General features: G+C 69.8%; 13 protein-coding genes. 7 read left to right on the forward strand and 6 right to left on the reverse strand.

Features of this window, described 5'->3' with window-relative positions; translation table 11 throughout:
• Positions 1-413 precede the first annotated feature (413 nt).
• Positions 414-1,730: a flavodoxin-dependent (E)-4-hydroxy-3-methylbut-2-enyl-diphosphate synthase gene (gene ispG / locus KIP89_RS13810; protein ID WP_213756306.1), complete on the reverse strand. Its 1,317-nt coding sequence runs from the start codon at positions 1,728-1,730 to the stop codon at positions 414-416.
• Positions 1,731-1,843: 113 nt separating this feature from the next.
• Positions 1,844-2,452 (reverse strand): Fur family transcriptional regulator, encoded by a 609-nt coding sequence (locus KIP89_RS13815; protein WP_213756039.1) that lies wholly within the window; start codon positions 2,450-2,452, stop codon positions 1,844-1,846.
• Positions 2,453-2,780: 328 nt separating this feature from the next.
• Between KIP89_RS13815 and KIP89_RS13820 the strand changes: the two genes are divergently transcribed.
• From KIP89_RS13820 to KIP89_RS20165, 3 genes are all read left to right on the forward strand, one after another.
• Entirely contained in the window at positions 2,781-3,236 is a 456-nt protein-coding gene (locus KIP89_RS13820; protein ID WP_213756040.1) for a hypothetical protein, read from the forward strand.
• A gap of 135 nt (positions 3,237-3,371) precedes the next feature.
• Positions 3,372-4,157: a 3-hydroxybutyrate dehydrogenase gene (locus KIP89_RS13825; RefSeq protein ID WP_213756041.1), complete on the forward strand. Its 786-nt coding sequence runs from the start codon at positions 3,372-3,374 to the stop codon at positions 4,155-4,157.
• Between the two features lie 26 nt (positions 4,158-4,183).
• Positions 4,184-5,797 (forward strand): patatin-like phospholipase family protein, encoded by a 1,614-nt coding sequence (locus tag KIP89_RS20165; protein WP_369807158.1) that lies wholly within the window; start codon positions 4,184-4,186, stop codon positions 5,795-5,797.
• Between the two features lie 74 nt (positions 5,798-5,871).
• On the opposite strand, the gene KIP89_RS13835 is transcribed toward KIP89_RS20165, so the two are convergent.
• Entirely contained in the window at positions 5,872-8,118 is a 2,247-nt protein-coding gene (locus KIP89_RS13835) for a serine protease (RefSeq protein WP_213756042.1), read from the reverse strand.
• Between the two features lie 255 nt (positions 8,119-8,373).
• On the opposite strand from KIP89_RS13835, the gene KIP89_RS13840 reads away from it, so the two are divergent.
• Positions 8,374-9,126, forward strand: coding sequence for an RluA family pseudouridine synthase (locus KIP89_RS13840; protein WP_213756043.1), 753 nt, complete (start codon positions 8,374-8,376; stop codon positions 9,124-9,126).
• 61 nt (positions 9,127-9,187) lie between these two features.
• On the opposite strand, the gene KIP89_RS13845 is transcribed toward KIP89_RS13840, so the two are convergent.
• Positions 9,188-10,159: a glucokinase gene (locus KIP89_RS13845; protein WP_213756044.1), complete on the reverse strand. Its 972-nt coding sequence runs from the start codon at positions 10,157-10,159 to the stop codon at positions 9,188-9,190.
• 206 nt (positions 10,160-10,365) lie between these two features.
• Between KIP89_RS13845 and rsmB the strand changes: the two genes are divergently transcribed.
• Both rsmB and KIP89_RS13855 read left to right on the forward strand, forming a co-directional pair.
• Positions 10,366-11,736, forward strand: coding sequence for a 16S rRNA (cytosine(967)-C(5))-methyltransferase RsmB (gene rsmB / locus KIP89_RS13850; protein WP_213756045.1), 1,371 nt, complete (start codon positions 10,366-10,368; stop codon positions 11,734-11,736).
• Between the two features lie 174 nt (positions 11,737-11,910).
• Complete coding sequence (locus KIP89_RS13855) at positions 11,911-13,629, forward strand: heparinase II/III family protein (protein WP_213756046.1); 1,719 nt, start codon at positions 11,911-11,913, stop codon at positions 13,627-13,629.
• 112 nt (positions 13,630-13,741) lie between these two features.
• Here the strand turns inward: KIP89_RS13855 and KIP89_RS13860 are convergent, their stop codons facing one another.
• On the reverse strand, positions 13,742-14,452 hold the full coding sequence (locus tag KIP89_RS13860; protein WP_213756047.1) for an OmpW/AlkL family protein: 711 nt from the start codon (positions 14,450-14,452) through the stop codon (positions 13,742-13,744).
• A 231-nt stretch (positions 14,453-14,683) separates the two neighbouring features.
• Here KIP89_RS13860 and KIP89_RS13865 point away from each other — a divergent pair, with 231 nt between their 5' ends.
• Entirely contained in the window at positions 14,684-19,543 is a 4,860-nt protein-coding gene (locus KIP89_RS13865; RefSeq protein WP_213756048.1) for an NAD-glutamate dehydrogenase, read from the forward strand.
• Positions 19,544-19,558: 15 nt separating this feature from the next.
• On the opposite strand, the gene KIP89_RS13870 is transcribed toward KIP89_RS13865, so the two are convergent.
• Positions 19,559-20,269, reverse strand: a complete 711-nt coding sequence (locus KIP89_RS13870) for an EAL domain-containing protein (RefSeq protein WP_213756310.1) — start codon at positions 20,267-20,269, stop codon at positions 19,559-19,561.
• Between the last annotated feature and the right edge of the window lie 178 nt (positions 20,270-20,447).

Consider the following 20,447-nt stretch of genomic DNA (forward strand, 5'->3'; position numbering starts at 1 on the left):
TGGGCCGCGACGCCACCGGGTGCGTTAAGCCCGCCGACGCCGCCACCGCCCCCATCCCCCACGCCGGCCGCTCCGGACGCACCCCTCGGTGAGGACAGGTGCGGGTAGGATGGCGCAGTTCGGGGACTGTGTCTAGGGAAATATTCCTATAGTCTCATCCGCCTGCGATTTGCTCGTCATCCCGGACGGCCGAAGGCCGAGCCGGGATCGCGCCCCGCCCCCCAGAACGCCGTCATCCCCGGGCTTGACCCGGGGATCCCAAGACTTGGGTTCGGGCGCATCGGGAGAAGACGTGGATGGCCGGGTTGATCCCCGGATCAAGTCCGGGGACGGCCATGACGGTGTGCAGAGATGGGTCGCCGTCATTGTTAGGTATGGGCGCAGCGAGCCTCGAAGGAGGGGGGGGGCGCCGCTCACTCCGCCGCGTCGACGCCCTCGGTGGGGGTGGGGCGTCCACCGACGCCGAAACGGCGCTCGACATAGTCCTCGACGATCTTCTTGAAGTCCTCGCGCAGGCTGGGGCCGCGCAGGGTCATGGCCTTCTTGCCGTCGAGATAGACCGGGGCGGTGGGGAATTCGCCGGTGCCGGGCAGCGAGATGCCGATATCGGCGTGCTTGCTCTCGCCCGGCCCGTTGACGATGCAGCCCATCACCGCGACGTTCAGCGTCTCGACGCCGGGATAGCGGGCCTTCCAGCCGGGCATGGAGGTGCGGATGAAGTCCTGCACCTCGAAGGCGAGTTCCTGGAAGGTGGTGGAGGTGGTGCGCCCGCAGCCCGGACAGGCGGCGACCAGCGGCACGAAGGTGCGCAGCCCCATGGTTTGGAGCATTTCCTGCGCCACCGTCACCTCACGGGTGCGGTCGCCGCCGGGCTCGGGAGTGAGCGAGACGCGGATCGTGTCGCCGATACCCTGCTGCAGCAGCACGCCCATCGAGGCGGCGGAGGCGACGATGCCCTTCGAGCCCATCCCCGCCTCGGTCAGACCCAGATGCAGCGCGTAGTCGGCGCGGCGGGCGAGCTCTGCATAGACGGTGATGAGATCCTGCACCGCCGAGACCTTGGCGGAGAGGATGATCTTGTTCTTGGGCAGGCCGATATCCTCGGCCAGCGCGGCCGAGAGCAGGGCCGAGCGCACCAGTGCTTCGCGCGTCACGGCGCGGGCTTCCGCCGGGCGGGGGAGTTTGGCGTTGGCATCCATCAGCGCGGTCAGCAGGTCGTCGTCCAGCGAGCCCCAATTGGCGCCGATGCGCACCGGCTTGTCGTGCTTGATCGCCTGTTCGACGATGGTCGCGAAATGCCGGTCGCGTTTCTGCCCGAAGCCGACATTGCCGGGATTGATGCGGTATTTGTCGAGCGCGGCCGCGCAGTCCGGGTACTTGGTCAGCAGCAGATGGCCATTATAGTGGAAGTCGCCGACGATCGGGGTGTCGAGCCCCATTTTCAGCAGGCGTTCCTTGATCGCCGGCACGGCCATCGCCGCTTCCTCGCGATCCACCGTGATGCGCACGATTTCCGAGCCGGCGCGGGCGAGCGCGGCGATCTGCCGGGCGGTGCCCTCGGCGTCGGCGGTGTCGGTATTGGTCATGGACTGGACGACCACCGGGGCGCCGCCGCCCACCGTGATCGACCCGACCTTTACCGCCACGGTGCGGCGGCGCGGTGCGGGGCCGGCGGCCTCCAGATCCGGCGCGACGATGGCGGCCAACGGGGAGGCCAGGGAATCGGCCATCGTGTCGGTCATCGCTTCGCTCTCGCTTCAACGCGGGTGGCCGGTCCGGGCGCCGGTGCCTCGCCGATGATCGGGTTAAGCCGGTGCGGCGAGCCCGTCAACACGGCGCGCGATCACGCCGGGGGGAGGGGCGCGTCGACGCCGGCGGGCCCGGCCTCGCGCGCGGCATCGCGGCAGCGCGCGCAGGTGCCGGCGATTTCCAGCACCGGCGTGTGCGGGGTGAAGCCGGCGGCCCGCGTCGCCCAGGCGAGGTCGCGGCCGATGGCGTGCGAGGACACCTCGGAGGTCAGCCCGCAGCTCTCGCAGATCAGGAAGATGATGACATCGTCGGCGCCGTGGGCGTGGCCGCAGGCGATATAGGCGTTGCGGCTCTCGATGCGGTGGGCGAGGCCCTCCGCCACCAGAAAATCCAGCGCGCGATAGACCGACATCGGCGCGGGCTTGTCGCCGGAGGCGCCGAGCCGCTCCACCAGATCATAGGCGCCGAGCGGGGCATGGCTGTCGGCCAGCCCTTCCAGCACCCGGCGCCGCAGCGGGGTGAGGCGCGCCCCGCTCTGCGCGCAATGCTCCTCGAACCGGGCGAGCGCCCCCGCCACGCAGGCGGCATGGTCATGGTCCTCCGCGCGCGGCTGGCCGCTCGACGGGCCGTGGCCATGCGGATGCGCCGGGGAGTGGGCATGGTCGTGCGGCGGCGCACCGGCGGGGGGAGGGGGAAGTGTCATAGCGGCAATATAGTCGCGATGCGGCAGCGGCGCCACGGGCGGCACGGGGCGCTCGCGATGCCTCCTGCCAAGCCTCCAGCCGCGTCGCCAGCCGTGCCGAGCGCTCCGTCCAAACCTCCGGGATGAGCCTTGGATCGGCGCCCGGTTACCGCGCTCTGTCGTGCGGCTGTCATGGCCGGCCGGCATCTGCGGGGCGCCAGCCATGGCGCGGCAGGAATGTGCGGCGCCGGAACCGGGCTTGCAGGAATAAAATACCGCTGCCGCACCTTGAGACCCTCATAACGCAGGGGCAGGATAGGCGCGTCGGGGTTCATTCATCGGGGGTTACATGCGCGTGTTCAAACTCATTCTGGTGGCGGCGCTGGCGCTGCCTCTGGCCGCCTGTTTCGAGGGCCCGACCGGGCCGGCCGGGCCGGCGGGCCCTGCCGGTGCCAAGGGCGAGGCGGGTGCGCCGGGTGTGGCCGGTCCCGCCGGGCCGGCCGGTCCCGCGGGTGCGGCCGGTCCTGCCGGCCCTGCCGGTGTCGCGGGCGCGGCGGGTCCCGCAGGTCCGGCGGGTCCTGCCGGCGCGCCCGGCTCGGCGCAGATCGCGATGCGCGCGGCCGACTGCCCGGCGGCGGGCTGCGTGGCGAGCTGCGAGACCGGCGAGAGCGTGATCGGCGGCTATTGTCTCAACGCGCAGCGCGGCTTCCAGCACATCGCCTCATTCGCCGAGGATGGCGGCAAGACCGTTGTGGAGTGCCTTCACCCGGTCAAGCAGGTGGTCGCGGTCTGTCTCAAGCCGTGAGGGCGCCCGGTTGCGCCCGGCGATTTCGCGGCGCAACATGGCCCGAAAGAGAGGCCGACGAGACGTCATGTCCGTCGTCTACAGTTCGGCGGGCGGCGCCAAGCCGCCCGTCTGTCAGTGAATGGGGAACCGACTATGGCCTTGAAGGGTAAGAACGCCGTCATCACCGGCTCGACCAGCGGCATCGGCCTCGCCATTGCCCGTGGCCTCGCCGCCGAGGGCGTGAATGTCACGCTCAACGGCTTCGGCGACGCGGCGGCGATCGAGAAGGAGCGCGCGGGGATCGAGAGCGAGTTCGGGGTGAAGGCGATCTATTCCGGCGCGGACCTCACCAAGGCGGCCGAATGCGCGGCGCTGGTGAAATTCGCCGAGGACACGCTCGGCTCCTGCGACATCCTGGTCAACAATGCCGGCGTGCAGCATGTCGCCCCGATCGAGGAATTCCCGGACGACAAGTGGGACCTCATCATCGCGCTGAACCTGTCGGCCGCCTTTCACGCCATCAAGGCTGCCGTGCCGGGCATGAAGGCGCGCAAATGGGGCCGCATCATCAACACCGCCTCGGCCCATGCGCTGGTCGCCTCGCCCTTCAAATCTGCCTATGTCTCGGCCAAGCACGGCATTGCCGGCCTGACCAAGACCGTGGCGCTGGAGACGGCGACCTTCGGCATCACCGTCAACGCCATCTGCCCCGGCTATGTGTGGACGCCGCTGGTCGAGAAGCAGATTCCCGACACCGCCAAGGCGCGCGGCATGACCGAGGAGCAGGTGAAGCACGACGTGCTGCTGGCCGCGCAGCCGACCAAGGAATTCGTCACCGTCGAGGAAGTGGCGGCGCTCGCCGTGTTCCTCGCCTCGGATGCGGGGCGCTCGATCACCGGCTCGCTGCAGCAGATCGACGGCGGCTGGGTGGCTGAGTGACCGACGGACGGGTGAACGACAGGCGCGTGAGCGACAAGGGAGACGGCGTGGCCGAGGACAACAAGCCCGCGCGGGCACGCCGCGCCCCCACTGCCCGCAAGAGCGGGCCTGTCGAGGCTACGCTGGCGGTGCAGGCCGCCCCGGTGGTCGAGGCCGCACCGGCGGATGACACTGCCAAGGCCGGCTCGCCCGCACCCAAGCCGGCTCCCGCGCGCCGCGCGGCGGCCAAGCGGGGCACGGCGCCGGTCAAGGCGGAGCCGGTAACGGCCGCGCCCGCCGCTGTTGACGCGCCTGCCGAGAAACCGGCGAGGGCGGCCGCCAAGGGATCGTCCACGGGCCGCGCCCGGAAGAGTGCCCCTGACACGGCCGCCGCTCCGGCTCCCAAGGCAACCGGCAAGACGCCCGCGAGCAAGACGGTCGTTCCCAAGTCCACGGAGGCCGCGACCGGCGAGTCCAAGCCTTCCGAGTCCAAGCCTTCCGAGTCCAAGCCCACTAAGGCCGAGACCGCCGAGGCGGTCGCCGGGGCGCTGGCGACGCCGTCGGGCCCGGCCGAGGTGAAGCGGGAGGGCGAGGCGCCCGCCCATCACCGGGCCAAGCCGGCGGCGACCCTGCCCAAGCCGCTGAACCTCGCCCTTCAGGGTGGCGGCGCGCATGGCGCCTTCACCTGGGGCGTGCTCGACCGGCTGCTGGAGGATGAGCGCATCGCCGTCGAGGGCATTTCCGGCACCAGCGCCGGGGCGATGAACGCGGCCGTGCTGGCGACCGGGCTCGCCAAGGGCGGCAATGAGGGTGGGCGCCGGGCGCTCGAAGCCTATTGGCGCGACGTTTCCAAGGACGGGCGCACCAGCCCGCTGCAGCGCACCCTGCTCGACCGGCTGATGGGCAATTGGTCGCTCAACGCCAATCCCAGCTACATCGCCTTCGACATGATGAGTCGGTTCCTCTCGCCCTATGATTTCAACCCGCTCAACATCAACCCGCTGATGGAGCTGATCGAGCGGCATGTGGACTTCGTGGAGCTGCAATCCTGCCGCCATGTCCATGTGTTCATCAGCGCCACCAATGTGCACACCGGCAAGGCCCGCGTCTTCGCCCGCCACGAATTGACGCCGCAGGCGATCATGGCCTCGGCCTGCCTGCCCTTCATGTTCCAGGCGGTCGAGATCGACGGCGTGCCCTATTGGGACGGCGGCTATATGGGCAATCCGGCGCTCTACCCCTTCTACAATGCGGTGAAGACCGACGACATTCTCTTGGTCCAGATCAACCCGATCATCCGCCGCGAGACGCCGAAGACGGCCCGCGACATCAGCAACCGGATGAACGAAATCACCTTCAACGCCTCGCTGCTGGCCCAGCTGCGCGCCGCCGAATTCGTCACCCGCCTGCTCGAACATGGCAGCCTGAAGAAGAAGGGCGACGGCATTGACGGCTATCGCGACCTGCGCCTGCACCGCATCGACGGCGCGGAGAAGCTGGTCGCGCTCGACGCCTCCACCAAGATGAACGCGGAATGGGAATTCCTCGTCTATCTCCGGGATATCGGCCGCGAGGCGGCGGAGGCGTTTCTGGAACGCCATTTCGACGATATCGGCGTGCGCTCCACGCTCGATGTGCGCGAAGAACTGCGGCGCAGCTAGGGCCGCGTTCCGATCGGATGTCGCCGACATCCGATCGGGTTCGCCTTCTTCATCCGTCGCGAGAGGCGTGTTGGCTAACCGCCGCAGGGAGCGGGCGCGGCGGAATGACGGATGTTGATCGAGTTGAGGAACTTCAGGACCTCATCCGATGCGATGGCGTAATTGAATTTCGAGGTGTCGCCGCTCGCCCGCCCGCCCGCGACCTTCAGCACGGCCTGCGAGCCCGCATAATGGAGGCCGACGACGTCGCCACAGGCATTGGTGACGGGCGAGCCGGAATTGCCGCCGGAGGTTTCCAGCCCTTCCTGAATGTTGCGCAGGCCGGTCCTGCTGTCGACGAAGACGGACTGGACATGGCCGAAATCAAATTTCGGCGCCGGAATGTCGTCCATGCCCGGAATGCGGTTCTGGCTAATGATCTCGAAGAAGCGTTCGGAGGAGCGGTCGACTTGCGAGGCGCGGCCGGGGAAGCCGCCAATCGCCACCGGCTCGCCCTCGCGCACCATCGGGTTGAAGGACAGATGCCGGTCGGCCGTCCAGTTCACCGTTTCGAGTACGGCGGCATCGATGCCAACGCCCTTGTCGGTCATCCCGATGCCGACAACATTGGCGGCACGCACGCCATAGCGCCGGCTGGCGATTACCAGACGCTTGGCGCCCATCACGACATGGGCGTTGGTCAGGATGTAGCTGGGCCCCATCAGGAAGCCGGTGCCCCAACTGTCGCTTGCGGGATCATAGACGGCGACGATGGAATCCTTGATGAGGCTGGCGATCTCGGCATTGCTGAGCGCCTTGCGCAGCGGGGTGGCGGTTGCCGGGGTGCCGGCGGCAAGCGCGGCGACCTCGGCCTCCACCCGCATTGTAGGTTTCTCGGCGATGGCGGGCGCGGGAGACGCGATGACGGGCTCGGACGCTGGCGGCATGTCGAGCTGCGGGATCAGCGTGGCCTCCGTCGCGGCGGCGACCTGCACCCGGTCGGGGCGACCCAGCGCATCGGCGATGCCGGCGAAAGCGGCGATGTCCGCCACGGTCATCGCCAGAGCCACCGGCGCGTCGCGGGGCTCATCGGCTGGCCCCGCCGCGGTTCGGGGCGAGGCGGCTGGCGTTGAGGTATCGATGCTCGCCGCGTCGGGGGACGCGGCGACCAGATCCGGCAGGGGCGCCGGGGGAGGAGCCGCCGGCTGATCGGCGGCGCGGCTGGCCAGATAGCGGTACCACTGCTCGGCCGCCTCCACATCGCGCGGCTCGCCCAGGCCAAGGGCGAGAGAGGCCGCGATGAACTCGCCATAGGCCGGGCGACCAAGGGCGGCCAGCGCCAAGGCGGCGGCATTGACGATGCCGGCGTCGCGTTCGTTGAGACCAACGCCGGTGCAGGCCAGGAAGTCCTGCATCGCCTTGGCCTTCACTGTTTCCGACAGCGCCGCGTAGCGGCTACCAAGATCGTCGATGGTGGCGGCCGGGTCGGCTTCGGCGAAATCGCCGGCCATGCCGGCCACGGCGTCGCGGACCTTGCCGCATTGGGTCAGCAGCAGTTCCACATTCACGTCGCCGGCCGTCTCGATGGCGGCATTGCCGGCCTCCGTCGCGATTGCGAAGCTGCGGCAGAAATGGGCCCGCAGCGCCGCTTCGCTCTCCGGCGTGCCGGCCTTTTTCACGGCGCGGCGGCCGATGCAGACCTCGTTATAGGCGAGGTCGGGCGTCTCGGCCGTGGCATCGGCGGAGGTGAGCGCGGCCAGCATGGGCGTGGGGGATGGCGTGGCAGCGCCCGCCGCCGACGTCCCGGCCGACGGCGGCGCGACCGCGGGCGGCAGGTCAGCCGGCGTCGCCGTGGCGGGGAATGCCGCCGCGGGCCCGGCTGCCGCATGAGCGGGAGTGCCGTCATCCGGCGTGCGCGAGATAGCGGCGAAGAGCTGGTCGACGCCGGGGTCGCTGCGCGGCACGTTTCCGCCTGGACCGGCCGTCCCTTTGGCCTTGGTCTCGGTATAGGCCTGCATCAGCACGTCGTATTGGACCTGCGTCAGCGTGCCCGTCGGCTCGACGTCCAGCGTCTTCTGGAAGGCGGCTACGGCGCGCCGCGTGCCCGGGCCGTTCTTCCCGTCCACGGCGCCATTGTAAAAGGTGAAAAATTTCAAGGCGGTCTGGATGTTGATCGTGGTCTGGTCGACGACGACCGGCGCCGGCTTCGGCTGCTTGGGGCGGCGGTTGGCGGGCTGACCGGGATTGCGCGCCATGGCGTTGCCGGTCATCACCCCCAGCGCAAAACCCACCGCGCCGCCGGCGAGCGCGGCGCCGACGTCACCGGCGCGGGCATCGGTCATCGGCACCAGCAGGAGCCCGGCACAGAGAAGAACAGCAGGAACACCTCGTCTACGAGGCCGGAAGGTCAGATCGACACGTGCACGCCCGACGCTCCACGTCCCGTTCATGGCTGCCCCCTAGCCGCTCGGCGGTGCTTGAGTATGATTTCAGGGTTGGTCATACGCAACCCGCGCGCCGTGCTTTGTTTACTCTTCGTTAAGAAGTCGCCCCGCGCGCCTCTCGACGCGCGGGCCGCTTTGTGGTGTGACGGCGCGATGAGCCTCACGGAAAACCCCGCGCCTTTCGACATCGCCGCCTGCGTGCTGCACCGGGACGCGATGATGCTGGTCATCGACAAGCCGGCGGGGCTGGCCGTGCACAAGGGGCCGAAGGGCGGGGAGACGCTGGCCGATCACCTCGGCGCGCTCAGCTTCGGTCTGCCGAACCCGCCCGAGCTCGCCCACCGGCTCGACAAGGACACGTCCGGCTGCCTCGTGCTCGGGCGCCACCGCAAGGCGCTGGCCGATCTCGGCAAGGCCTTCGCCGACGGCACGGTGGGCAAGACCTATATGGCGGTGGTGCGCGGCGTGCCGGGTGAGCCGGGCGGGCGGATCGAACTGAAGCTTGCCAAACGCTCGCCGACGCGCGGCTGGTGGATGGCGGTCGACCCGAAGGGGCAGGAGGCGATCAGCGAATGGCGGATGCTGGCGGCGGGCGAGGGCTTCGCGGTGCTGGCGCTCTCCCCGCTCACCGGGCGCACGCATCAATTGCGCGTGCATCTCGACGCCATCGGCCACCCGATCCTCGGCGATTCCATCTATGGCGGCGCCTCGCGCTTGCCGGGCGGGCCGATCCTGCATCTGCATTCACGCCGCGTCGTGCTGCCGCAGAAGAAGGGGCGCGAGCCGATCGACGTGCGCGCGCCGCTGCCCCCGCACATGCGGGCGACGCTGGAGCGGGCGGGGATGGACCCCGCCGCGCTGGAACAGGCCGCCGATGCGGCGGCGTTCACGCCCCGCAACGGCTAGAGCATTTTCGAGCGAAGTGGATTCCGCTTCGCGTGAAGAAAATGCGTCGGAACAAAAAGCTCTAGACGAGGTGGAGGGTCGGTTTCAGCGCGCGCGCCATCCGGGCGCCGAGCTGGCCGCAGCCGATCAGGCCGGGGGTGGGGTGGACGATGATGTTCACCGCCATGCCGGCGAGTCGCGCCTCATGCGGGGGATGCTCCTCGAAGGCCTCGCGGAACGGCGAGCCGGCGAAGAACGGGGCCAGCCCCGCCGAGACGCCGCCGGCCAGAAACACGCCGCCGCGCGCGTTGAAGATGAGCGCGAGATCGCCGGCGATGCGGCCGAACAGGCGCAGGAACAGGTGGCAGCTGGCGACCGCGCCCTCGTCGCCATGCCCGGCGGCGGCGATCACCGCCTCGGGTGCGATCGCCTCGCCGGTGAAGATGCGGTGGATGCGGGCGAGACCGGAGCCGGAGAGCGCGTGCTCCACCACCACCGGGCCGAGCTCGCGCACCAGATGGGCGATCAACCGGGCTTCCTCGGCATTGCTGGCGCCGAGCCGGGCGCGTCCGCCCTCGCCGGTGATGACGGTGGGCAGGCGGGTCTCCTGGATCAGGCCGGCGACGCCGAAGCCGGTGCCCGGCCCGCAGATCAGCACCGGGCCCTTGGGCTCGGCCACGCCATGGCCGACCGGGATCAGATCGCCCGGCCCGAGCGCCATGACGCCATGCGCCAGTGCCTCGAAATCATTGACCGCGGCAAATTTCTGCCAGCCGAAATGCCGGCGGATAGCGCGCTTGGAAAAGCCCCAGTCGCGATTGGTCAGCTTGACATATTCAGCGTCCGCCGGCCCCGCCACTGCCAGCACCGCTCCGCCAATGGCGGCGGCCACCGCGGGATCGCGGCTCGCCAGATCCGCCTCGATCATCGGCTCGAAGCCCGAGAACGAATCATTGCGGTGAATCTGGATGTCGGTCGGGATGCCGTCGGTGCCGACAAGGGCCAGCCGGGACGAGGTTCCGCCGATATCGGCGACGAGTATCAGATGGGCCATGAATCCAACGCTAATCCAACGCTGCGGGGAGGCGGTCGATGAGGCCCGATAGGACCCAATCTCGCGCGCTTCGACAAGGGCCGCGATGCGAGAAGAACGGCCCGTCCGTTACAAGTCGCGCGAAAGCGGTTTGGTTCGCCCGCCTGTGACCCCACAGGAGGCCGGCGCGGTTGCGTTCGCGCCCGCTCCGGCCTAGTGGCTTGACCATGAAAGATGCACCCCGCACCCCCCGCCGCCCCGCCCGTCCCGGAAACGCAGGCTCGCCGCCGGTGAGCAACGCTCCCGGCCTTGCCGTGCGCCGCGCGGCGGCCGATGCGGTCGATGCCGTGCTGGAAAAGGGGCGCCCGCTGGAAGAGGCGCTGGAGCGCCTGACCCGCGACCTCGACGAGCGCGACCGCGCGCTGGCCCGCATGATCGCCGCCACCACGCTGCGCCGGCTCGGCACGCTCGGCGCCATGGTGCGCGACATGCTGGAGCGCGGCCTGCCAGACAAGGCGGGGCGGGTGGAGACGATCCTGCTGATCAGCGCGGCGCAGCTTCTGTTCATGGATGTGCCCGACCATGCGGCGGTGTCGACCGGCGTCGACCTGGCCGGCGAGAGCGCCGCCACCGCCGGCTTCAAGGGGCTGGTGAACGCTGTGCTGCGGCGCATCGCCCGCGAGGGCAAGGCGGCGCTGCCGGATGTGCCGGACCACCCGCTCTGGCTGATGGAGGGCTGGACCTCGGCCTATGGCGCGCCGGGTGCGCTGGCGATCTCGCGCGCCCTGGCGCAGGAGGCGGGCCTCGATCTGACCGTGCGCACGGATGCCGCCGGCTGGGCGGAAAAGCTGGGCGGCACGCTGCTGCCGACCGGCACGATCCGCCTTGTCGACGCAGGCAATATCATCGCGCTGCCGGGCTTCGCGGAAGGAGCCTGGTGGGTGCAGGACGCCGCCGCCTCCCTGCCGGCCCGCCTGCTGAACGCTGAGCCGGGCCAGCGCGTGGCCGATCTGTGCGCCGCGCCGGGCGGCAAGACTGCGCAGCTCGCCGCCACCGGCGCGCACGTGGTGGCGGTCGACCGCGCCGCCCCGCGGCTGAAGCGGCTCACCGAGAATCTCGACCGGCTGGGGCTCACCGCCGACGTGGTCGAGGCCGATGCGGCGAGTTGGCAAGGAGATACCTCCGGCGGGGAGTTCGATGGGGTGCTGATCGACGCGCCCTGCTCGGCCACCGGCACCATTCGCCGCCATCCCGATGTCGCCTGGTCGAAGGCGCCGGGCGACATTGCCAGCCTCGGCGCGTTACAGGCCCGCATCCTCGCCAATGCGGCGGGGCTGGTGAAGCCGGGCGGGCTGCTGGTCTATTCCACCTGCTCGCTGGAGCCCGAGGAGGGCGAGCGGCAGATCGAGGTGCTGCTCGCCGCGCGGAATGATTTCGAGCGCGTGCCGGTCGAGCCGGGCGAGGCGGGTATCGCGGCCGAGTGGATCAATGCGGCGGGCGAGGTGCGCACGCTGCCGACCCATCTGCCGCACGAGGATCCGCGCCAGGCGGGGCTCGACGGGTTCTTCGCCGCCCGGCTGCGCCGCCGCCCCGCCTGAGGCTTCGGCTGCCTGAGGGCATCGGTTGGACCTGCCCGGTGGGTCAGGTAGTCTGTCGCACGGAGGGCCCATGGCCCATCTGCACCGGAAACCGGGCATCATAACCGGCATCCGAACCGCATCGCCGAGGGGGGACAGGCTGCTCTTGAACCATTTGCAGGGAACAATGCGCTGATGGCCCGCGACCACTACGCGGACCGCGCGCGGCTGGGACAGTTCGTCGCCGAATCAGCGTGGCGGCGGATGCGGGCCTGGGCGTTGACCCAACGCTGGTATCCCTGGCGCTCGCGTTCCGTGCCGGTGCCCTCGCGGCTGTTGCTCGCACCCCATGATCTGCGCACCGGCGACCCGACCCGCGCCGCCGAATTCTATTCCGGCCGCTTCGCCTTCGCCGGCAAGGCGGTGCTGACCGACGGGCTCTCGCCCTTCGAGATCGAGCCGCCCTCGCGCGAATGGGCGGAGGAGCTGATGGGTTTCGGCTGGCTGCGCCACATGCAGGCCGCCGCCACGCCGATCGCCCGCGCCAATGCCCGCGCGCTGGTCGGCGACTGGATTTCGCTCGGCTGCCACCGCCTGCCGGCCGCCGCCGCGCCGGAAGTCGCCGCGCGGCGGGTGATCAGCTGGCTGACGCAGGCGCCGCTGATCCTGCAGGACGCCGACGCCGCCTTTCACCGCCGCTTCATCCGCAGCCTCACCGCGCAGGTGCGCTATGTGAAGGGCGCGAGCGCGCAGGCCCGTGACGGGCGCCCCCGGCTTGCCTGCGTCATCGCGTTGGCCTTTGCCGGCCTGTGCATGGCCGACCAGCCCAAGCTGATGCGCAGCGCGCAGCGCCGCCTGACCGAGGAACTGGAGCGGCTGGTGCTCGCCGATGGCGGGCCGGCGACGCGCAATCCCGGCCTGCTGATCGAATGGCTGCTCGACCTTCTGCCGCTGCGCCAATGCTACGGTGCCCGCCATCTGCCGCCGCCGCCGGCGCTGCTCAACGCTATCGACCGGATGATGCCGATGCTGCGCTTCTTCCGCCATGGCGACGGCGCCTTCGCCTTGTTCAACGGCATGGGGCCGACCCCGGCGGACTGGCTCGCTACCGTGCTCGCCTATGATGATGCGCGCGGGCGCCCGCTCTCCAACGCGCCCTATTCCGGCTATCAGCGCATGGAGGCGGCGGGCACCATCGTTATTGCCGACACCGGCGCCCCGCCGCCGCTGCCGCTCAGCCACGAGGCCCATGCCGGCTGTCTCGCCTTCGAGATGTCGGCCGGGCGCAACCGCATCGTCATCAATTGCGGCATGCCGGCCACCGGGCGGGACGAGTGGCGCACCATTGCCCGCCAGACCGCTGCCCATTCCGCCGCCGTGCTGGAGGAGACCTCCTCCTGCCGATTCGTCACGGCTGGCCCGCTGCGGCGCATCTGCGGCACGCCGGTAATCGACGGGCCGGCCGAGCTGCATGTCGACCGGATGGAGCGCAGCGGCGCGGAGGTGCTGCGGGCCAGCCATGACGGCTATGTGCGGCGCTTCGGCATCGTTCACCAGCGGTCCTGGCGGCTCTCGCCGGACGGCATGCGGCTCGATGGCGAGGACCTGTTCCGCCCCGCCGAGGGCGAGGAGTTGCCGGCCGGGGCACGCGACGCCTATGCGCTGCGCTTCCATCTGCACCCGCTGGTGCAGCCCTCGCGGGCGGCGGACGGGCATACGGTGATCCTCAAGCTGCCCGGCGGCGACGACTGGGCCTTCACCGCGCCGGACTGCGCGGTGGCGATCGAGGAGAGCATCGTCTTCGCCGCCGGCGGCGGGCCGCGCCGCACCGAGCAACTGGTGATCGCCGGGCGGGCCCATGAGGCGCCGCGCATCGCCTGGACCTTCGTGCGGGTGAAGGCGTTGATGGGGTGAGCCGCTGGCTCCGCCGATGCGGCACGTCCCGCGACGTACCGCCAACAACGACATGGCCATCAACGAAAAAGGCCGGCTTGCGCCGGCCTTTCGCCTGTCATGAGCGCAACGCTCAGAACTTGTAGGTCACGCCCACGCCGAGGATCCACGGGTTGAGATCGGCGGTGCCGGTGAGGGCCGTGCCGGCCACGGTGACGTCGAAATCGGGCTGCAGGAACAGCTTCTTGAGGTCGACGTTGATGCCCCAATGCTCGTCCAGCATGTAGTCGAAGCCGACCTGCAGGGCCCAACCCCAGGTGTCCTTCACATCGAGCGAATCGGCGGCGTCGGCCTGCTGATCGAAGAAGAAGGTGTAGTTGATGCCGGCGCCGACATAGGGCTTGAACGCGCCGAAATCGGTGAAGTGGTACTGCAGGGTCAGGGTCGGCGGCAGCAGCCACACTTCGCCGATCTTGCCGAGGCCGGAAAGCGAGCCGGCGCCGTCAATGTCGTGCGGCGTCACGCCGAGGATGAGCTCGGCGGCCCAGTTCTTGGTGAAGAAGTAGGTGATGTCGAGTTCCGGCACCACCGAGTCGGAATAGCTGAGATCCGAGCCCGGCACGCCGTTCACCGAACCGCCATCCTCGGGCATCACGGCGAGCACGCGCACGCGGATCATCCACGGATTGAATTCCTCCACCGGGGCCGGAGCCTTGAAGACCGGCGCCGGCGTCGCGCCGAGATCGGCCGCATGAGCCGAACCGAGCACCGCGACGGAGGCGGTGGTGGCGAACAGCGCGGCAAGCGCGGCGAGCGTGTTGATGGTGTTACGGCGCTTGAACATGCGCGATCCCCTTGAATTCCCAGCCCGGCCCCGTGTCCGGTCGATGACTATTCCTGGAACGGGCGCGCTCACGGGCATTTGATACATGTCAAGAATGTTGCGAGCCGTATCGGAGTGTGGCCGCAGCGCAACATTTGCGGGGCGGTGCCGTCACCGTCGCGACAGGTATAGGATGCGAGAAAGGCGGCGGCCGCTCCATGCGCGGCACGCGGCGGCAATGGGAGGAATGACATGGGCGTGGAAGGTTTTCTGTCGACCGAGGACGAGCGCGCGGCCCGCCAGCTGGTCGAACAGGCCGACCTCATCCTGCAGGCGCGCGACGGCGACATTCCGCCGCTGTTCGCCAGCCGGCTGTTCGGGCGGTCGGTGGCGGAGGATGTGCGCCTCTACACCGCCCATGAGCTGGCGGCGCTGGCCCAGCACGCCCATGCCCACCTCGCCCGGCGCAGCCCCGGCACGGCCGATATTCGCGTCGATCTGCCCGCGGGCGCGGGCGAACGGCTCGCCAAGGTGACCGTGGTCGAGATCGTCAATGACGACATGCCGTTCCTGCTCGATTCGGTGATGGCGGCGCTGAATGCGCGCGGCCTCACCGCCTCGCTGGTGGTCCACCCCCTGCTCGCCGTCGAGCGTAACGCCGCTGGCGTGCTGGAAGGCGTGACCGGCACCGACGCGCCGGCCGGGCCGCGTGTGCGGCGCGAGAGCCTGATCCATATCCATGTGCCGCGCATCGAGAATGAGGGCGAGCGCGCCGCCCTGGCCGAGGATCTGGCACAGGTGCTGGCGCGCGTGCGCGCCGCCGTGCGCGACTGGAAGGCGATGACCGAGCAGGTCCGCGCGGCGCTGGCCGATCTCGCCAATGCGCCCGACACCGTCCCGCGCGAGGAAGTGGAGGAGGCGAGCGCCTTTCTCGACTGGCTGCTGGCCGGCAATTTCACCTTCCTCGGCTGCCGCCATTACGATGCGCGGCCGGGCGCCACCGGCTCCGGGGTGACGCTGGCGAGCTTTGATCGCCGCATGACCGACGCGCTCGGCGTGCTGGCCGACGAGGAATTCCGGCTGTTTCGCCGGGCCAGCGATCCGCGCGCGGTGAGCGCGGACCTCTCCGACGTCCTGTCGGAGCCGACGCCGCTCATCATCACCAAGTCGCGGACCCTTTCCGTCGTGCACCGTCGGGCCTGGATCGACGTGGTGGTGATCAAACGCTACGACGCGGAAGGCCGCGTGGTCGGCGGGCTGGCCCTTGCCGGCCTGTTCACCAACACCGTCTATACCGGTTCGGTCCGCGCCATTCCGCTGCTGCGGCGCAAGGCGGCGGCGGTGCTGCTGCGCGCCGGCTTCGTGCCCGACAGCCATTCCGGCCGGGCGCTGGTGAAGGTGCTTGAATCCTTCCCGCGCGACGACCTGTTCCAGATGGAGCCGGAGGCGCTCTATCATTTCTCGATCACCGTGCTGCAACTGGACGAGCATCCGCGCGTGCGCGTCCTGGCCTGGCGCGACCGCTTCAGCCGCTTCGTCTCGGTGCTGGTCTTCGTGCCGCGCGACCGCTACGGCTCGGAGGTACGCGAGCGGATCAGCGATCTGCTGGAGACCTCGTTCGGCGGACAGGTGGCGGCCTTCCGGCCGCTGTTCCTGGAAGGGCCGCTCACCCGCGTCCATTTCATCATCGAGCTGACCGGCGGCGCCACGCGCGAGCCCGGCCGGGCCGAGCTGGAAGAGGGCGTGGAAGAGGTCATCCGCACCTGGGAGGACGCCTTTGCCGCGGCGCTCGGCCTCGTCTTCTCGCCCGCCCAGGCGGCTCTGCTGGCGCGGCGCTATGGCGATGCGTTCCCCGCCGGCTACCAGAGCGGCTACGAGCCCGAGGAGGCGCTGGGCGACCTCCGGCTGATCGAGCGGCTGGGCGAGGCCAATCCGGTCGCCGTCGAATTTCACCGCCCGGCGGCGACGCAGGGACGCGAGCGGATCGCGCTCAAGGTGTTCAGCCATGGCGTGCCGCGCCTGCTCTCCGAGCGGGTGCCGCTGCTGGAGGCGATGGGCTTCATCGTCGTCGACGAGCGCACCTTCACCATCGCGCCGGAAGGCCGCGAGCCGGTCTATCTGCACGACATGGTGCTGGGCCGGCGTGGCGGCGGCGGGATCGAGCTGGAATCGCTGGAGAGCCGGCTGCACGCCACGCTGATGGCGGTGCTGCGCGGTCAGGCGGAGAGCGACGGCTTCAACGCGCTGGCGCTCAACGCCCGGCTCGGCTGGCGCGACATCGCGCTGCTGCGCACGCTGGCGCGCTATCTCCGCCAGATCGGCCTGCCGTTCAGCCAGGATTATCTCTGGGCGACGCTGAACGCCCATCCCGCCCTGGTCGACCGGCTGGTGGCGCTGTTCCATGCCCGCTTCGAGCCGGTGGCGCCGGACGACCGCGCCGCGCGCGAGGCGGCGATCCGCGAGGAGATCGAGGCGGCGCTGGCCGATGTGCAGAGCCTCGACGAAGACCGCATCCTACGGCATTTCACCAATCTGATCGAGGCGGCGGTGCGCACCAATTTCTTCCAGACAGCCGAGGATGGCGGGCCGCGCCCGACCATCGCCATCAAGTTCCGCAGCCGTGAGGTGGACGGCCTGCCGCTGCCGCGCCCGCTGTTCGAGATCTTCGTGCACTCCCCGCGCGTGGAAGGCATTCATCTGCGCTTCGGCCGGGTGGCGCGTGGTGGCCTGCGCTGGTCCGACCGGCCGCAGGATTTCCGCACCGAGGTGCTCGGCCTCGTCAAGGCGCAGCAGGTGAAGAACGCGGTCATCGTGCCGGTCGGCGCCAAGGGCGGCTTCGTGCCCAAGCAATTGCCGAGCGGCCCGCGCGACGCCATTCAGGCGGAAGGCACGGAAGCCTACAAGCTGTTCGTCACCAGCCTGCTGGAGGTGACGGACAATATCGAGGGGACGGAGATCGTCCATCCGGCGCTCACCGCGCGCCATGACGAGGACGACCCCTATCTCGTGGTCGCCGCCGACAAGGGCACCGCGACCTTCTCCGACACCGCCAACGCGATCTCGCAGGCGCGCGGCTTCTGGCTGGGCGACGCCTTCGCCTCGGGCGGCTCGGTCGGCTATGACCACAAGGCGATGGGCATCACCGCGCGCGGCGCGTGGGAGGCGGTGCGCCGGCATTTCCGCGAGATGGATGTCGATATCCGGGTCACACCCTTCACCGTGGCGGGTGTCGGCGACATGTCGGGCGACGTGTTCGGCAATGGCATGTTGCTGGAGAACACCATCAAGCTGGTCGCCGCCTTCGACCATCGCGACATCTTCCTCGACCCAACCCCCGATCCCGCCGTCTCGCTGAAGGAACGCCAGCGGCTGTTCGCCCTGCCGCGCTCCTCCTGGCAGGACTATGACAAGTCGCTGATCTCCGCCGGGGGCGGGGTGTTCCCGCGCAGCGCCAAGAGCATTGCGCTGAGCCCGGCGGTGCGCGAGGCGCTCGGCTTCGACAAGAGTTCGGCCTCGCCCGCCGAGGTGATGAGCGCGATCCTGCGCGCGCCGGTCGACCTGCTCTGGTTCGGCGGCATCGGCACCTATCTGCGCGCCACCACCGAGACCGACGCGCAGGCCGGCGACCGGGCCAACGACGCCATCCGCATCACCGGCGCCGAGGTGCGCGCCAAAGTGGTGGGCGAGGGCGCCAATCTCGGCGTGACCCAGCGCGCGCGCATCGAGGCGGCCCGGCGCGGCGTGCGCCTCAACACCGACGCCATCGACAATTCGGCGGGCGTGAACACCTCCGATGTCGAGGTCAACATCAAGATCGCGCTGGTGCCGGCGGTGCGCGAGGGGCAGCTGGCGGCGGACAGCCGCAAGACACTGCTCGCCTCGATGACCGACGAGGTGGCGACGCTGGTGCTGCGCAACAACTATCTCCAGACGCTGGCCCTTTCGCTGGCCGAGCGGCGGGCGCTGGATGAACTCGGCTTCCACCAGCGGCTGATGCAGCAGCTTGAGGCGCGTGCTCTGCTCGACCGCGCGGTCGAATATCTGCCGGGCGATGCCGAGCTGAACGAGCGTCGCGGGCGCGGCGAGGGGCTGACCCGGCCGGAACTCGCGGTGCTGCTGGCCTATGCCAAGCTCACCGCCCATTCCGACCTGCTCGACACCGACGTGCCGGATGATCCGTATCTCGCCCGCGAACTGACCTCCTATTTCCCGCCGGAACTCAACGCGCGCTTCGCCGAGGGGATCGAGGGGCACCGGCTGCGGCGCGACATCATCGCCACGCGCCTGTGCAATGCCATGATCAATCACGGCGGCCCGGCCTTCGTGGCGCGGCTCACCGACGAGACCGGCGCGGATATCGGCTCCATCGCCAAGGCCTATGCGGCGACGCGCGACAGCTTCGGTCTCGCGGCGCTGGAGAGCAACATCGACGCGCTGGACGGCACGGTGCCGGGCGCGGTGCAGCTTGCGCTCTATGCGGCGGTCAAGGACATGCTGCTCGACCGCACCGTGTGGTTCCTGCGCAATGTCGATCTGCGCCAGAGCCTCGACGAACTGGTCTCGCATTACTCCGCCGGTATCGTCCCGGTGAAGGAGGTGCTCGGCAGCGTGGTGCGCGATCTGCTGCCGGAGGAGACGCGGGCGCGGCATGATGCGCGCATTGCCGAGTGGACGCAGGCCGGTGTGCCGGAGGCGCTGGCGCGCCGCATCGCCCGGCTGCCGGCGATCGAAAGCTCGACCGACATCGTGATGATCGCCGACCGCACCGGGGCGGCGATCAGCGATGTGGCGACGACCTTCTTCGCCGTCGGCCTGCATTTCCGGCTGGACCGCATTCTCGGCCCGGCGCAGGCGCTTTCCGTGCCGGATTATTACGACCGGCTGGCGCTGGAGCGGGCGCTCGCCGCCTTCGAGATCGCCGTGCGGCGGCTCACCGGCGAGGTCATCACCGAGCACGGGGCGGGGGCGGCGGGTGTCGCGGCCTGGGCGGCCGCGCGCGGCGAGGTGGTGGAGCGGGCGCGAAACGGCGTCTACGAGATCGCCGGCTCGGGCCTCACCGTCTCCAAGCTCTCGGTGGCGGCAAGCCTGATCGGCGATCTGGTGCGCGGGTGACCGAGCGGCCGGCGGTCACTCCGCCGCCGGCTTCTCACCTTCCGGCCAGTTTACCACGGGCAGGGCTTCCAGCGCCGGGCGCGCGAACAGATAGCCCTGCGCGAGCGGGATGCCGAAGGCGCGGATGGCCCGCAGTTCGGCGAGGGTTTCCACCCCTTCGGCGACGAGGGTGATGTCCAGCTCGCGGGCAAGCCCGACCACGGCCCGCAGGATCGCCTGCTGGCGTGGCGCGGCCTCGATGCCGCGGATCAGCTTCATGTCGATCTTGACGATGTCGGGGCTGAGTTCGGCGAGCAGGTTCAGCCCGGCATAGCCGGCACCGAAATCGTCGATGGCGAGGGTGAAGCCGATGCCGCGATAGACGCGGATGATCTCTTCCAGATGCGCCACATCGATAATCGGCTCGTTCTCGGTAAATTCGAACACCAGCCGGCGCGGGTCGAAATCGAAGCGGCGGCAGGCCTGAAGCGTGGTGCGGATGCAGGTTTCCGCGCGATAGACGGCATTGGGCTGGAAGTTCACCGACAGGAACGACCCGTCATCCGGGAACAGCCGGCCGGCCAGTTCGACCGCCTTGATCCGGCACTCCTGGTCGAAACGATAGCGGTTGGCGTCCGTCACCTGGGCGAGCACCTCGGCGGCACTCTCCCCCGCTGGGCCGCGCACGAGCGCCTCATGGCCCCAGATCTTCCCGGTGACCAGATTGACGATCGGCTGAAAGGCCATGGTGAAGCCGAAGCTGAGAGGTTCGCTCTGGCAGCCATCACATCGAGGCACGGCGACGACGCTCCCTTTAATAGAGGGGAGAGTTTAGCCGAGGCGGCTTGCGCGACGGTCTCCAGACGGGAGATGCCGCAACAGAAAGCGAGTCTGTGTCATTTCGGCATGGACGGGACGCGCCGGC

The sequence above is a fragment of the Ancylobacter radicis genome (assembly GCF_018449475.1).
GTDB classification, from domain to species: domain Bacteria; phylum Pseudomonadota; class Alphaproteobacteria; order Rhizobiales; family Xanthobacteraceae; genus Ancylobacter; species Ancylobacter radicis.

Coding starts and splice junctions, on each gene's coding strand:
- KIP89_RS13860 (WP_213756047.1), bottom strand. CDS start 14,452: ATGTTCAAGCGCCGTAACACCATCAACACGCTCGCCGCGCTTGCCGCG.
- KIP89_RS13855 (WP_213756046.1), top strand. CDS start 11,911: ATGGCCCGCGACCACTACGCGGACCGCGCGCGGCTGGGACAGTTCGTC.
- KIP89_RS13870 (WP_213756310.1), bottom strand. CDS start 20,269: ATGGCCTTTCAGCCGATCGTCAATCTGGTCACCGGGAAGATCTGGGGC.
- KIP89_RS13825 (WP_213756041.1), top strand. CDS start 3,372: ATGGCCTTGAAGGGTAAGAACGCCGTCATCACCGGCTCGACCAGCGGC.
- KIP89_RS13840 (WP_213756043.1), top strand. CDS start 8,374: ATGAGCCTCACGGAAAACCCCGCGCCTTTCGACATCGCCGCCTGCGTG.
- KIP89_RS13820 (WP_213756040.1), top strand. CDS start 2,781: ATGCGCGTGTTCAAACTCATTCTGGTGGCGGCGCTGGCGCTGCCTCTG.
- rsmB (WP_213756045.1), top strand. CDS start 10,366: ATGAAAGATGCACCCCGCACCCCCCGCCGCCCCGCCCGTCCCGGAAAC.
- ispG (WP_213756306.1), bottom strand. CDS start 1,730: ATGGCCGATTCCCTGGCCTCCCCGTTGGCCGCCATCGTCGCGCCGGAT.
- KIP89_RS13865 (WP_213756048.1), top strand. CDS start 14,684: ATGGGCGTGGAAGGTTTTCTGTCGACCGAGGACGAGCGCGCGGCCCGC.
- KIP89_RS13815 (WP_213756039.1), bottom strand. CDS start 2,452: ATGACACTTCCCCCTCCCCCCGCCGGTGCGCCGCCGCACGACCATGCC.
- KIP89_RS13835 (WP_213756042.1), bottom strand. CDS start 8,118: ATGACCGATGCCCGCGCCGGTGACGTCGGCGCCGCGCTCGCCGGCGGC.
- KIP89_RS13845 (WP_213756044.1), bottom strand. CDS start 10,159: ATGGCCCATCTGATACTCGTCGCCGATATCGGCGGAACCTCGTCCCGG.